Below are 14,273 nucleotides of genomic sequence, written 5' to 3' on the forward strand. Positions count from 1 at the left end.
AATATTGGCTAGGGTATTTCATTTGCTCTAGCGTTAACTGTCATATTTACAAGATTATAAAAGATGATACAAGCATATTCCCTTTTTGAAGGTTCTTTTTCAGTTGACGGGACAAAAAAATTTATTCCCTTTGATCCCTTGAAAGATGATCCGAAGAGCCGGCCGGGCTCACTCTTCGTCCATGTTCACCCTTTTTTAATTGTTGCTGGTTGCGGGTTGGTCCTCTGTGACACGGGGTTAGGATCTCGGACAGGTAGTGATGAGTTATTGATACATGATAATATTCGTAAGCTTGGTTTTGAGCCTAATGATGTTAAATATGTGCTGATGTCACATCTCCATAAAGATCATGCAGGTGGTATGGTCGACTTTAACAATGGAGTAGGACGGATTGCTTTTCCGGAAGCAGAGTATATTGTACAGCGGGGTGAATGGGAAACCGCATATAGCTCGGAATCTTCATCCTATCGCACCGAAGTGTTTGATGTACTGCAGCGCAGTGGCAATTTAACTCTTGTTGAGGGGGATGGTACTATAAATAATGAGATTCGGTATGTGCTTAATGGTGGACATACAGAGTTCCATCAGGCTTTCCATATCGAGACGGTTGGTGAGCATTTCTTTTTCGGAGGTGATGTGCTTCCAGAGCCTGAGGAGTTGTTTAAAAATTTTATTGCCAAGTATGATTATGACGGCCGCGCATCGCGTGATAGACGTAAGGAGTATTGGCAAGAGGGGGCTGCTGAAGGGTGGGTGTTTATGTTTTATCATGGCAAATCGATTGCGATCGGTAGACCTAAACAAAAAGAAGATGGCGCTTATATACTGGTAGATGCAAGCAAAACAGCTTAAATCTAATCAAGTTGGATATCCGTATAACTTTAGTTAAATTTGATTAATGTCTATTTTGTAACTAATAAAAGTAATCATGTCGGTAGTTAGAGAAAGTGATCTTATTGGTATTGGCAAGAAATACCAGATTGAAACCGAAGCTGGTGACAATATGGTTGTAGTTATTCACGATGATGGTCGTCGCGAGTTGTACCGTCGTGATGAGGAAGATAATGATACGCAGTGTGTGATGACTCTTTCTGATGAAGAGTCTAGGCAGATTGCAGGTATTCTCGGTGGATTGTCTTACAAACCCAAAGCGTTGGAAACCATAGAAGTTGCTCTGGATGATCTGCGTATAGAGTGGTATAAAGTAGATGTCTCTGATGACTGGGCAAATCGAAGTATAGGCGATTTGGCAGTGCGGCAAAAGACCGGAGCCTCTATCATCGCCGCTATTCACGAGGGAGAGACTGTTATTAATCCGGGACCTGAGTATGTCATCACAACTGGCGTGACATTGGTTATCGCAGGAAAATCTAAGAATATAAAGCTTTTAAAAGAAATTCTGTTGTAGAGCCTATGTCGCATATTATAATATTAGAAATAGGAATTGCTGTTCTACTAGTTGCCTCTGTTGGTTTATTGGCCAATAGGCTACGTTTCTCAGTCATACCTTTCTTTATTATTATAGGGATGTTTTTAGGCAATAAGGAGTATCCTGATTTCTTGGTTACTTTTTTAGAGCAAAGTGATAACACCGCACTTACGCATGGGATCGAGAAAGTGTGGAGCTTTTTCACATTTTCCGAAAGTAAGCCCTTTATTGAGTTTATGGGGCGATTGGGCGTTTTGTTTTTGTTGTTTTATCTTGGTCTTGAATTTTCTGTCGGCCGTCTTATAAAATCAGGTAAATCTATAATCGTAGGTGGCTCATTGTATGTCGCACTTAATTTCGTTTCCGGACTATTTATTGGTTGGTTGATGGGGCTTCCTTTTAAGGAAGTGATGGTGTTAAGTGGATTGATGACAAGCTCTTCAACGGCTATTGTCGCGAAGGTCCTGACAGACCTAAAACGTACAGCCAATTCAGAAACAGAGGTGATCATGGGAATGATTATGTTTGACGATCTCTTTATCGCTATGCATATTTCTTTCTTATCGGGCCTGATTATAGCTGGAGGCACATCAGTATGGGCCGTATTGGGTACCTCTTTGCTGGCGCTAGGCTTTATCCTCGCATTTTTGATTCTAGGCCGGAGACTGATCCCCTTTATCGACCGTCTGCTTCAGGAAAAATCCTCTGAACTTTTTATTCTTATTATATTTAGCTTACTGTTTGTTATTGCAGGGGTTTCCGAAACTATTCACGTAGCCGAAGCTATTGGAGCCTTGATGGCAGGATTGGTATTTGCTGATTCAAAATATATCAAGAAGATTGAAGCTATGGTTTTGCCTTATAAGGACTTCTTCGGGGCTATGTTTTTCTTCAGTTTTGGCCTATCAATAGATATCTATACTTTAGGAGGAGCCATTGGCTGGGCAACACTTGCAGCGGTCATTACGGTGCTGTGTAATGTAGCCTCTGGATACTTTGCTGCCCATTTTTCTAAAATGAAGCCACGCGCTTCCTTTGATATTGGTTTTACTTTATCCGCTAGAGGTGAGTTTTCGATTATTATGGCTAATATAGGTAAAGCCGGCGGTCTTCTTCCTATATTGCAGTCTTTCGTGGTGGTCTATGTCTTGATTCTCTCTATCGTGTCCCCATTGTTGACAAAAGAGTCTAGAAGGCTATGGAATGCCTTGTTTGGGAAAGAAGAAGGGATATCGAAGCCTCGGAAAACCTTAGCAGATCTGGAAGCTAGTATATCCCCAAAGAAGGATTAGAGAAAACCTAACTCTAGTTTTGCTTCTTCACTCATCATATCTCTATTCCAAGGCGGGTCAAAGGTGAGTTCGACCAAAGATTCGTTAACGCCCTCGATCACAGCAACTTTTCGTTGTACTTCGTCCATAATCTCCCCAGCTACGGGGCACCCCGGTGCGGTCAGTGTCATCACTACTTTAGCTACACCTCCTTCTTTGGTGATTATTTCATAGACTAAACCGAGATCCACTATGTTGGCAGGTTTCAATTCAGGGTCGTAGACACTTTCTAATGCTTCTTGTATTTGAGGCGCTAAACCTAGCGCATCCATGATTATAATGCTCATTTGTTTTTTGATAGTTGAATTGCTTTTTGATATATCCTTTCCAATAATAATACGTTTTTTTGAGAAGAATATTTGTCTGAAAAATCTTTTTTACATTTTTCAGATATTGTTTTCTTTTTATCGAGAGTTAAGTTTTGCCAGGTATCAAGGGTGTTCTTCATGCTTTTTGCGTTATTAGGTTCAAACAGAAAGCCGTTTTCTCCTTCATCGACCATTTCCTCCAGTATGCCAATCCTACTAGCGATTACGGGGGTTCCACAGGCAAAAGCTTCCAGCACAGTCATAGGCATGCCTTCAAACCAGATTGATGGAATGATTAATGCTTGACTTTCCGACAGGTATTTATGTAGGGCTTCTTGGTTCTGGAATCCTCCATATACGATGTTGGAAGAACTTTGGGCAGCCTGTTTGACCTGCTCAGCCAGTGGTCCGTCACCAAATATCCTTATCGTATGATTGCACTGCGCAAATGCGTCGAGTAGGGACCGAATACCCTTTTCTTCAGAAAGCCTGCCGATGTAGACGAAGTAGTCTTTTCTTTCAATCGCGGTATGGCCTGAGGTTTCCAGCGTGAAGTTGGGTTTTATGGCTATTTGTTGCTCTTTGAACTGAATTGTGGAACGTAAAAAAAGCTGCTTGCCAAATTCAGAGAAGGTCAGTATTTGTTCTATATTGCTCCAGGTACCTAGCTTCTTATGTAAATACACAGTAAATGCAGTCCAGAAGGTTTTTAACAAGGAATTATCAAGTACTTTATTTTTGATGGATTTCCAGGGAAACTCTTGATCTATAGTGTCTGTGAACACAGCGTTATTATGAAATAGATTGGCTGACGGATCCAACAGTCGAAAATTGTGCAGCGTCAGTACGACAGGAATTTTTGCTTGTTGTAGTTTTCTAAATATTAGGGGGCCTATAGCGTAATGCGTATTGTGTATGTGTACCACGTCGGGTTTGAACTTGCGGACCATTTTCATTATGCGTCTTGCAGTAATAATATTCCAGGGATAAAGAAAGAATTGGATGAGTCCTTTTATTCCTTTTCTATTATGGAAAGATATCGTTTCAACCTGATGGTTTCCTTCTTTTAGGATAGCAGTTTCTTGTGCAAAGACTACATCTTCACCGCCTTTATGTTGATAGAAATTGTGGATTATGAGAATACGCATGATTGAAATATTAACACAAAATTATCATTTTCATTCTGTATTCTATGGATTTGGATGCAAATGTTTAATAGCTGTATTCATGTGGCTATTGAGGTCGTTTGTGCGCTGTAGGTTTTTATGGTTTGTCTCTTTAAGAACGGATTATTATGTATCTTAGCGTATGATTTCGAAAAGTGTTTTTGGCAACGTAGATTTTTCAGATAAAATTAGTGAAGCGTTAGGAAGTGTACAGTTTCCCGAAAGTCCTATCAACCTCTATCAACCGATTAAATATATACTTTCATTGGCAGGAAAGCGGATCCGCCCGCAGTTGGCGATATTAGGAGCAGATCTGTTTGGACATGCAAAGTTAGAAGAGGTCGTGCCAGCTTCGGTAGCTATAGAGTATTTTCACAATTTCACATTAATTCATGATGATATTATGGACAAGGCGCCGCTACGCCGTGGAAAAGAGACGGTACACCACAAATGGAACGATGATATTGCTATACTTTCAGGCGATGCATTGCTCATTAAAGCGTACGAACAATTGGCTAAATGCCCTGCTGCATTTATTCCGTTGTTGTTGACAACCTTTAATCGAGTAGCTTTAGAAGTTTGTGAGGGACAACAGATGGATATGGATTTTGAAACAACAGAAGAGGTATCCGAAGATGAGTATGTAAATATGATTCGGTTGAAAACGTCAGTGTTATTAGGGGGTGCGTTGGAAATGGGAGCGATTATTGCTGCAGCACCATCTTCGGAGCGTGTTAAATTATATAGTTTCGGTGAGAATCTAGGAATTGCTTTCCAATTGCAAGACGATATTTTAGATGCTTTTGGTGATCCAGCGACTTTTGGAAAACAAATAGGAGGTGACATTATTGTAAATAAGAAAACAATACTGCATATTCTATTGAAACAAGAGCTCAATTCGGAAGACTTTGAGATATTTAAGTCTGTTTTAGCATTATCTTCCTCAGATTCGGATTTAAAAATCGAGCAAATGAAGAAATTATACGAAAAATATAATGTTTTGAACAAGGCTAATGCCTTAAAAGAACATTATACAAAGCGGGCTTATACCAATTTGGAGGAAATTGAGGTAGAAAGCCAAAGAAAAGAGGAGCTTTATAACCTTGCTGACCGTTTGATGCATAGGGCCCGTTAGTAAATTACTTAGGAAATTGTTGGTAATTTCACTAAATTGGTTGTTTATTTTAATAATAGAGTTGTAAACGTTTATGGAGCCGATAAAGATCACCATATTTCAAGCTTACCTATTTTGGGAGAATGCGGAGAAAAATCTGCAAAATTTAAGATTGCGACTGTCTTCACTTAAAGAAAAGACAGACTTGATCCTATTGCCTGAAATGTTTAACACGGGTTTCACCATGAACGTTGAAAAATGTGCTGAACGTATGGACGGGATGACGATGCGATGGATGTATGATACAGCAGTTTCTTTTGATTGTGTGGTAGCCGGTACGCTGATTATTGAGGAAGAAGGGCGATATTATAATAGATTTATCTGGATGTCTCCGGACGGTAGTTATGTGCATTACGATAAACGACATTTATTCGCCATGGGAGGTGAAGATAAGTTTTTTACAGCGGGTAATACCCGTATAGTGACTATGCTTAAAGGCTGGAAGATCTGCCCTATGATTTGTTACGATTTGCGCTTCCCGGTGTGGTCTAGAAATCAAGAAGAAGGGTATGACCTTTTAGTATATACGGCAAGTTGGCCGGATAAACGATCCGGGCATTGGAGAGCGCTTATCCCAGCTCGTGCTATTGAGAACCAAGCTTTTGTGATCGGAGTAAATAGAGTAGGACATGATGGCAATGAGATTTATTATTCGGGCGGGTCAATGTGTATCTCGCCGCTTGGTGATGTGATCTATTACAAGCCTGAGGACGAAGATTTGTATACGTTTACACTTAATCCTAAAGACCTTGAGAGTGCACGTGAACGTTTCCCCTTTTTACAAGACCGGGACCATTTTTCTCTGTTATAACTTTTCTTAGTTGAGGAAATTTCTTTTGAAGTGTTTTTTCTGCTATTGATAAGGACGTTCCAATATCGCTGATTGAATGACAGCCTGACGGAGGTCAAATGCAATTGGTTGATGTTCTTCTTTAACTTCTTCAGCTACTACAGCAACCTGTTTTTTTCGGTATTCCTTCAGACGTTGTACCTCTTCTGGAATATCTTGTATCATATTGCTTTTTGTTACAAAGTCCTGAGTTGATTTATTGACTTGTTTTTGTGGTATAGGTGGGGGAGTGGACGGAGAACGATAAGGTTCTACGACAGGGTGGGGGTGTTGATGTGGGGCTGTAGTCGGGCGCTGTGGGGTCCGTTTGGCGGATTTTTCCATTTCTTCTTTATAGTTAGAATAAATCTTATAGACAATTGAGCCTACAAATAGCAATACAACCACTAGATTTTCCATACCAATAAATATAGGCAATTTTGACGTTAAAGTTATAATGTTGAAATAAAATTTGCATATTGAGTATGAAATTGCTTACTTGCATAAACAACCTATAATTATAACTAACTAATGAATGAATCTACAGTAATTTCGGAGGAGTTTTTTTCTTTTCTATCGGGTAAAGCGTCTACGGCTATTTCGAGACGGTTGCAGCGTAATTTGAAAGAGGTTAAGCTGAATATAACCGCAGAGCAATGGAGTATTCTATATTATCTTTGGCTGGAGGAAGGACTTACGCAGCAGGAGCTGGCTAATTTTACGTTTAGGGATAAACCTAGTATTACTAGGTTGATTAACAATTTGGAACGTCTCGGTATGGTGATACGTGTAAATGACAAGCAGGACCGTCGATCCAATTTGATCTACCTGACAAAAGAGGGCAGAAAGCTTAGAGAATCGGGAATGAAACAGGCTTCTCTTACTATAAGGGAGTCTTTAGAAGGAGTGGATGAAACTGATCTGAAAATAGCGCAAGAGATTCTAGAAAGGGTGTTTCAAAATTTGAAGTAGTCAGTGGTCAGTAGTCAGGTGATTAGTAATTAGTAGAGAGTGGTCAGCATTAATTTCCAACCACTCTCTACGGATTAACTTAAAAACTCTTCTTTAGCAAAGGAGTTTTCTCTTTTATTAAGTTTACCAGTGTCTTTGAAGTATATATCTTGGAAACTCAAGGTGGTAATGTTGTCTGTCTTGCGGAAAAATTTGTCCGCAGTTACGTCATCTAATGTCTTGAAACCGCAAGCTTCCATAATTTCCACTGTGGCACGAAGGGTATTTCTATGGAATTGGGCAACCCGTACATATTTGTCATCTACATTCAAGCCTTTATATAGGTGAGGTCGTTGTGTGGCAACCCCTACCGGACAGGTGTCTTCATTACATTTCAAAGCTTGTATGCATCCTAGTGCAAACATCATTCCTCTAGCACTGTAACAGGCATCAGCACCTAAAGCAATCGCTTTCAAAAGATCAAATCCTGTAACAAGACGACTTGAAGCGATGATCTTGATGTGTTTCTTCAATCCGAAGTTGATAAGCGTTTTCGTAATAAAGGTAAGTGCATCGTAGAGCGGCATCCCTAAATTGTCTGTGAATTCTAATGGAGCAGCTCCCGTACCTCCTTCAGAGCCATCTACCGATATGAAGTCTGGGAATATCTGTGTGGTCTGCATAGCATGACAAATCTCGATAAACTCTTGTTTGTCACCAATACATATCTTAAAGCCTACTGGTTTACCTCCAGATAGATCTCGAAGTTTTTGGATAAAATTCATCATTTCCAACGGTGTAGAAAAGGCACTGTGCGCTGGAGGGGACATGACATCTGTTCCTGGAACGACGTGACGGATTGCGGCTACTTCAGGCGTGTTTTTCGCAGCTGGAAGTATTCCGCCGTGACCCGGTTTAGCCCCTTGAGAGATTTTTAGCTCGATCATCTTCACGTATGGTCTGTGGGCTTTTTCGGTAAATAAATCTCCATTGAAATAGCCATGCTCATCCCGGCAACCAAAATAACCCGTACCGATCTGCCAGATTAAATCTCCTCCGTTGATATGGTAATTACTGATTCCACCTTCACCTGTGTTGTGCGCAAAGTTTTGTAAAGCAGCCCCTTTGTTTAATGCGGTGATTGCTGTTTTACTTAGTGCTCCGTAGCTCATCGCAGATATATTGAATATACTCAAGCTGTATGGTTGCTTACAGGTGCTGTTGCCAACTACTGTACGAAGGTCGTGATTTTCGATATGTGTCGGAAAAATCGAGTGTGCGATCCACTCATTGCCAATTGCTTGAGGGTCGCTCTGCATTCCGAAAGCGACAGTTTCACGCTGGTTTTTTGCTCTTTGGTAGACAATAGAACGCTGTCTTCTGTTGAAGGGGCGGCCATCGGTATCTGACTCCCAGAAATATTGTCTTAATTCTGGTCGGATCGATTCAAATATATATCTGAAATAACCGACCAATGGGTAGTTACGCAGTATAGCGTGGCCTGTTTGCACACTGTGGTAGACTGCAATAATCAATAATGGAATTGGGATAATTAGAAGCCAAAACCACCGGGGTGTAAAAATAATTCCAAATGAAATGATAATTAAGTTTACAAGAATAATGGATACAAGAATTAATTTTCTAACTGCCATGATAAATATGAAGTTATTCTATAAACAAACGTTTGTTATCTAGGTTTGTTTTAATTTAAAGCAAAATTAATAAGTAATTCGGGGTTTATGATATAGGTTTAAACTTTTACTTTATTCGTAAGCAAAGGGTTATTTCTGTCTGCTTTTAATAATGAAATTAGATAAATGTTGATAGATTTCAGTTAGCTCATTTGAATAGCTTAAGAATTGTAAATGTTTGTTTATCGTACCTAGGTCATTTCTTGCCGCAGGGCCTGTCTGCACCTCTGAAGGTAGGTGATTTTGAACCTTATTCGCTGTTTCTAAAATGATTGGCCGGAGCAAATCAAACGCAAGATGTTCACGTTCTAATATCTGCTGTGCTATATTAAAAAGTGCGTTTGAGAAGTTGTTGACGAGTACTGCAGCAACGTGTAGCGCTATTCTCTGTTCGCTATTACAGGGAAATAGGTGTGGGGAGATCGGTCTTATTAGATCAGTAATTGTTTGATAAACTTGATCTGATCCGGCTTCAATTCCAAAAGGAATGAGGCTCATGTTAATATTGACCTGTTTGCTTATGCTCTGAGCAGGATATATTACTCCTTTTTTCGAGAAACGATGTAGTACTCCTAGTGATGTAGCTCCAGAAGTGTGTACAACAATTCCTTTTTTGATATCAGGCATTTCTGCGATAACATTGGGGATTGCTTGGTCACTAACTGCAATAATATATAGATCGGCATCTATGGAGAGGTCACAAAAAGTGGTTGTCGACTCCGCTTCAACGGCATCAGCCAATGCTTTTGCATTGGCTGATTGTCTGCTGTATACCTGTAAAATCTGGTGACCATTCCGATAGAGTGTATGCGCAAAATGAGTTGCTACATTTCCACTACCTACTATTACAATGTTCATATCTACACTTTTATAGTATTCTTTCTTCCTTCTTTGATCCGTCTATAGATAGCCATACAGAATCCGACAGTCATCACGATGGTGCCTAGCCAGAAGAAATTGATGTATGGAAATTTTATGGCTTTAAAAACAATCCATTTCTTCTCCGGAAGTGGTTTTTGGTAGACCATGATTTCCAGCTTGTCTTTTTCAGGCAGTATATTCGTAAATCTGAATTTCAATCCCTGTTCGCTGACATCTTTATTAAAATCATAAGCATTTCCGTCTTTTAATAAAAATGTTGGTTCCGCTTCATACGTCTTTTGATCTGCAGCGATGACTTTTATTTTAAGACCAACAATAACATCGGTCGGTTTTAACGGTATGTTTTCGAGTTTAGCATTCTTGTTGATGCCGTCTATGACAAACACTCCGTTACGATATCGTAATGTATCACCAATATTGACTTGGTATGTGGCGGGTTCATCGTATTCCTCAAATCCTGTTTTCTCCTCTTCTTTGATTTTACTCATCGGGGCTTGAGAATCTGCTGCTGCGGCAGTGATTAAGGTATAAATATCGTGGGACAAGTAATGTTTTGTAGCAGGTGTACCGATCAATCCACCCATGTCTGGGTTGTTTTGTGCAAATGGACTCAAAACAAAATGTTCTTTGACTTTTCCGCTTTCTTCATCCAAGCGCTCGTACTTGATATGGTAGTACACATTTGGTGGAGCTACACTATCGCCAATATAGGTGATTTTATAATCGCCCATCTGTACAGGCTCTCCTTCCGTAAGGAATAGATTTTCCCCAGGGTCGGTAAACTTATCTCCCTCTTTGCCGAAGTTTTGGACGCCAATATATCCGCTATCATTAATTGATATCACCTCGTTTGTCGCTGCTGCAATTAATGCTCCTAATACAAGTAATCCAAAGCCTATGTGAGATACTGCAGAACCTGTTAATTTCCATTTGCCTTTAAATGCATCGCCTAGTATGCGGATGTTAGCGATAACACAAAATATAGCTGTGAATGTAATCAATATATACATGACATTGCTATATACTTTGGTGAAGTAAATGACAGCTGCCGCGATTAAAATACTTATGATCAAAGAGGCTAAGATAGCCGCCCAAAATTTTTTGCTATCCGTACGCTTGTATTTTAAAAATTGAGCTACAGCGGTGAGTAACAGTATAACTACAGCAAAAGCGCCTTGCCATTTGTTATAGTGCGCAATAGGATCGATCGGAGGGGCTACCTTTGTTCCAAATAGAGCATTGAATACCGGGATTGAGGTCGTTGCAATCATCTGTACGCAAGCTACGGTCAAAACCAGTGCCCCGATAAAAAGCCAGAATTCGCGGGAATAAATATCTTCTTCCTTTTGCGTACGAGGTAGGTCCTTTTTGCGCCACACCAATAGAAAGATCATGATCAATAGGAAGGTCGTATTGAACCAGATCAGTTGTCCCGACATCCCCAAACTTGTAAATGAGTGTACGGAGGTCTCTCCAAGTATCCCCGAACGTGTCAGGTATGAGGCATAGATTACCAGTACAAAACTTACAAGGGATAGTAATGTCGCTGTGAAGAAACCGTGACCAGAATGCTTGTAGGCTAAAATAACGTGTACTGCAGCGATAAGGGTAAACCAAGGGATAATAGATACGTTTTCTACAGGATCCCAAGCCCAAAAACCGCCAAAGTTTAACGCTTCGTAAGCCCAGAATGATCCCATAATGATCCCTCCTCCTAGAATCATTACCGCAAATAGGGCCCAAGGTAATCCTGGTGTCATCCATTCCTTATAGCGCTTTTGCCATAATCCAGACGCCGCATAAGCGAAAGGAACGATCATGGACGCAAAGCCTAAGAATAGCGTTGGCGGATGAATAACCATCCAATAGTTTTGCAGCAGTGGATTCAAACCTGTTCCATCTGCAATCATCGACAGATAGTTGGGATCTTTGAGAATGGGTATGTCTAATGCATCTCTTAATAAGATGAAGGGTGAACTGCCTATACGGCTCCCAAATATTTCTACGCCAATGAGCATGCTTGCCAAAAATGTCTGACATAGCATAACAAATGTCATTACCGGTGTCTCCCAGCTTTTGGCTCTGAAGACAAGAATAGTTCCTAATACAACCTGCCAAAACATCCATAGCCAAAAGCTACCTTCCTGTCCCTCCCAAAAGGAGGAGATGATGTAATGAGTAGGCAGGGATTTGGATGAATGGCTCCAAACATAGTGATATTCAAAGTAATGGTTGTATATCAGATAGAAAAGTATGGAACCGATGGTGACGACCGAGATTGCATTTAGTAGAAAGCCGATGCGACCTAGTTTTTTCCAGTGCGGTTCTTCGGGGTTTTTAGTCGCAAAGAAGTAACTGATCATTGATAGTAAAGAAGCTCCAAAAGATAGTATAACAAAAAATTGCCCTATCTTTCCCGGCATTAGGTGCTCGCCTACGTAAGTAATATCCATTGTAGTCAGTAGTCAGTAGTCAGTAGTCAGTAGTCAGTGTTCAGAAAATTATAAAGAAGCAGTCGTTGCTTCGATTACCTCAACTTGGTCTTTGTTGTATTTTGATGGACACTTCATCAGGATCTTAGTGGCGTGAAATGTATTGCCCTCCATTTTGCCTGTCAATACAATTTGTTCGGACCTTTCTATATCCTGTGGTTTTGAACCATTGAATACCACCTGACACTCTGTACTGTCGTTGTCATACATATAGAATGAGAAATGATTAGCATCCTTTACAGGATCGTAATGTAAGTCCTTTTCTTTATTCAATACGCCGACCACGTACAGTTCTGTGTTTTTTTCTTTGGCTTCTGCAAAAGTAGAGTATGTACTAGAATCTGTGTAGATAACCAAAATCATGGCAATAGCTATTGCAATGATGACAATTAAGATGATTGAACTCTTTTTCATATGTATTCGTTATGGTAATGAATTGATCAAATACCAAGTATTTATTTTATTTTTCTAGTTGTGATAAAATCAACTACAAAATTACGAAATGCGAAATGAAAGAAGGAATTTAGCAAGCTCAGCTAGTTATTTAGAGCAAATCTAAATAGATGTGTATTGGTGTTTAATGTCTTGATATTCAGTTGTCAGTTGTTTTTTATTCTGCTTCTTTTTTAATAATACAGCCGTTATGGGGATTGCATCATCAATATTACAAATCTGGAGGGTACAGAATCGGGCTGCAACTCATCAAGCGTTATCATTATGTAGGTTTTGTTTCTCTGGTATAGTCAATCGTTCGCCCGAAAACCGAGTTACCAGCATAGAGGCTACGGTATCTCCTGTTGCATTGAGCACCGTAGCTAATGGGTCGACTAATGCTCCTATAATCATGATGGCGGGTATGGCTTCATTAGGGATGCTGTATACGGATATCATCAGCATCTCGCCAATAAATCCGCCATTGGGGATACCTCCGGCCACCATGCTGACTAATAATGTAATTCCTACAGCCATCACTAATGTCGTAGGTTCAAAAAAATTCCATTCTAAAATAGAGAATGCTACATAGATCTTTAGTATAGAGGAGATTGCTGATCCATTTTTATATAGGGTATTGCCCAGCGGTATGACCACATTGGCAACGCTGCTGGGTACGCCTATTTGTTTTGCTGCCAATAGATTGGAGGGCAACGTGGCGAGGCTGCTACAGGTACTTAATGCGGTCAGTGATGGGGTAATATTGTTTTTCCAAAACAGAGGGACACTTTTTGTGCCACCGGCGATGAATGCGTATACCGAGAATAGAACAAAGAAAAATACGGTACCAAAAATATAATAAAAGGAGAGCGGCTTAGCGTAAAATCCAAACAGTTCGGGGCCAAGCTCGTGAACTTGGTGAGCGAAGTAGGCTCCTAAACCTATCGGTCCTAGCTTCATCACGATATCTAACATGTTTTTCATTACCTCGTTGCCCGCTATAAGAAAGCGTAAGAAGGGAGTTGCAAGTTCACCACTTTTTCTAACAGATATACCCACTAAGAAAGAGAAGATAACAAATGCCAATATGTTTTGACGGGATAGTAGATTGACAAATTCGCCTACCGTTACGAAGCGGACAATTTTATCTCCCCAGCTGTCATTAACAGCTTGGATTAGGGTTTCTTCGGATCCCTTGCCATCACTTACCGCCGTAACTGGGAAAGCCCATAGTCCAAGAATCGTCAAAATAGCAGCAATAGTAATCGTGATAATGAAAACTAATGACATTGTGGTTAGGATACGTCCAAGACGGTTGTTTCCTTCGATGTTAGCGACAGAAGAGGAAATAGCGAAAAATAGAAGTGGGATGACTGCCACAAATAAAAGGTTCAAAAATATATCTCCTAACGGTTTGATATAAGGAACGGCATTTGGTAGGAATAGGCCCAGGAGGCTACCGATGGTGATACCTATCAGGAGCAGGATGATACTGCTATAGTTCTTTATAATAGATTGCATAAGCGATTAGTCTATAGCTAAAATAGTTTATTTTTTTCTCAATTTAGTGATCTATATGTATAATTTA

General features: G+C 40.1%; 14 protein-coding genes. 6 read left to right on the forward strand and 8 right to left on the reverse strand.

Annotation, left to right across the window (positions count from 1 at the left end; translation table 11 throughout):
- The first annotated feature begins 63 nt into the window (after positions 1-63).
- The 3 genes from JKG61_RS03385 to JKG61_RS03395 all read left to right on the forward strand — a co-directional run bounded on the left by JKG61_RS03385 (position 64) and on the right by JKG61_RS03395 (position 2,721).
- The gene (locus tag JKG61_RS03385) at positions 64-852 is read left to right on the forward strand and encodes an MBL fold metallo-hydrolase (protein ID WP_202101594.1); all 789 of its coding nucleotides are present in this window, start codon (positions 64-66) and stop codon (positions 850-852) included.
- 76 nt (positions 853-928) lie between these two features.
- A complete protein-coding gene (locus JKG61_RS03390; RefSeq protein WP_202101595.1) occupies positions 929-1,408 on the forward strand; it encodes a cation:proton antiporter regulatory subunit in 480 nt (159 codons plus the stop codon).
- Positions 1,409-1,413: 5 nt separating this feature from the next.
- On the forward strand, positions 1,414-2,721 hold the full coding sequence (locus JKG61_RS03395; RefSeq protein WP_202101596.1) for a cation:proton antiporter: 1,308 nt from the start codon (positions 1,414-1,416) through the stop codon (positions 2,719-2,721).
- Here JKG61_RS03395 and JKG61_RS03400 read toward each other — a convergent pair.
- Positions 2,718-3,047: a metal-sulfur cluster assembly factor gene (locus tag JKG61_RS03400; protein WP_202101597.1), complete on the reverse strand. Its 330-nt coding sequence runs from the start codon at positions 3,045-3,047 to the stop codon at positions 2,718-2,720. The two genes, JKG61_RS03395 and JKG61_RS03400, sit on opposite strands and share 4 nt — an antisense overlap.
- Entirely contained in the window at positions 3,044-4,216 is a 1,173-nt protein-coding gene (locus JKG61_RS03405) for a glycosyltransferase family 4 protein (RefSeq protein ID WP_202101598.1), read from the reverse strand. The genes JKG61_RS03400 and JKG61_RS03405 overlap by 4 nt, the downstream gene beginning before the upstream one ends.
- A 160-nt stretch (positions 4,217-4,376) precedes the next feature.
- On the opposite strand from JKG61_RS03405, the gene JKG61_RS03410 reads away from it, so the two are divergent.
- Both JKG61_RS03410 and JKG61_RS03415 read left to right on the forward strand, forming a co-directional pair.
- Positions 4,377-5,369, forward strand: a complete 993-nt coding sequence (locus tag JKG61_RS03410) for a polyprenyl synthetase family protein (RefSeq protein WP_202101599.1) — start codon at positions 4,377-4,379, stop codon at positions 5,367-5,369.
- A gap of 73 nt (positions 5,370-5,442) precedes the next feature.
- Positions 5,443-6,219, forward strand: coding sequence for an amidohydrolase (locus JKG61_RS03415; RefSeq protein ID WP_202101600.1), 777 nt, complete (start codon positions 5,443-5,445; stop codon positions 6,217-6,219).
- A 42-nt stretch (positions 6,220-6,261) separates the two neighbouring features.
- Here the strand turns inward: JKG61_RS03415 and JKG61_RS03420 are convergent, their stop codons facing one another.
- Complete coding sequence (locus JKG61_RS03420) at positions 6,262-6,657, reverse strand: hypothetical protein (protein WP_202101601.1); 396 nt, start codon at positions 6,655-6,657, stop codon at positions 6,262-6,264.
- A 111-nt stretch (positions 6,658-6,768) separates the two neighbouring features.
- On the opposite strand from JKG61_RS03420, the gene JKG61_RS03425 reads away from it, so the two are divergent.
- Entirely contained in the window at positions 6,769-7,209 is a 441-nt protein-coding gene (locus JKG61_RS03425; protein ID WP_237249363.1) for a MarR family winged helix-turn-helix transcriptional regulator, read from the forward strand.
- 74 nt (positions 7,210-7,283) lie between these two features.
- On the opposite strand, the gene JKG61_RS03430 is transcribed toward JKG61_RS03425, so the two are convergent.
- From JKG61_RS03430 to JKG61_RS03450, 5 genes are all read right to left on the reverse strand, one after another.
- Positions 7,284-8,840 carry an FMN-binding glutamate synthase family protein gene (locus JKG61_RS03430; protein ID WP_202101602.1) on the reverse strand — a complete coding sequence of 519 codons (1,557 nt, stop codon included), beginning with the start codon at positions 8,838-8,840 and terminating at the stop codon, positions 7,284-7,286.
- Between the two features lie 129 nt (positions 8,841-8,969).
- Complete coding sequence (locus JKG61_RS03435) at positions 8,970-9,737, reverse strand: Rossmann-like and DUF2520 domain-containing protein (RefSeq protein WP_202101603.1); 768 nt, start codon at positions 9,735-9,737, stop codon at positions 8,970-8,972.
- Positions 9,738-9,739: 2 nt separating this feature from the next.
- Positions 9,740-12,214: a heme lyase CcmF/NrfE family subunit gene (locus JKG61_RS03440; protein ID WP_202101604.1), complete on the reverse strand. Its 2,475-nt coding sequence runs from the start codon at positions 12,212-12,214 to the stop codon at positions 9,740-9,742.
- A 48-nt stretch (positions 12,215-12,262) separates the two neighbouring features.
- A complete protein-coding gene (locus JKG61_RS03445; protein ID WP_202101605.1) occupies positions 12,263-12,667 on the reverse strand; it encodes a cytochrome c maturation protein CcmE domain-containing protein in 405 nt (134 codons plus the stop codon).
- 288 nt (positions 12,668-12,955) lie between these two features.
- Positions 12,956-14,206 (reverse strand): dicarboxylate/amino acid:cation symporter, encoded by a 1,251-nt coding sequence (locus JKG61_RS03450; RefSeq protein WP_202101606.1) that lies wholly within the window; start codon positions 14,204-14,206, stop codon positions 12,956-12,958.
- Positions 14,207-14,273 lie beyond the last annotated feature (67 nt).

The sequence above is a fragment of the Sphingobacterium faecale genome, assembly GCF_016746095.1.
Taxonomy (GTDB): domain Bacteria; phylum Bacteroidota; class Bacteroidia; order Sphingobacteriales; family Sphingobacteriaceae; genus Sphingobacterium; species Sphingobacterium faecale.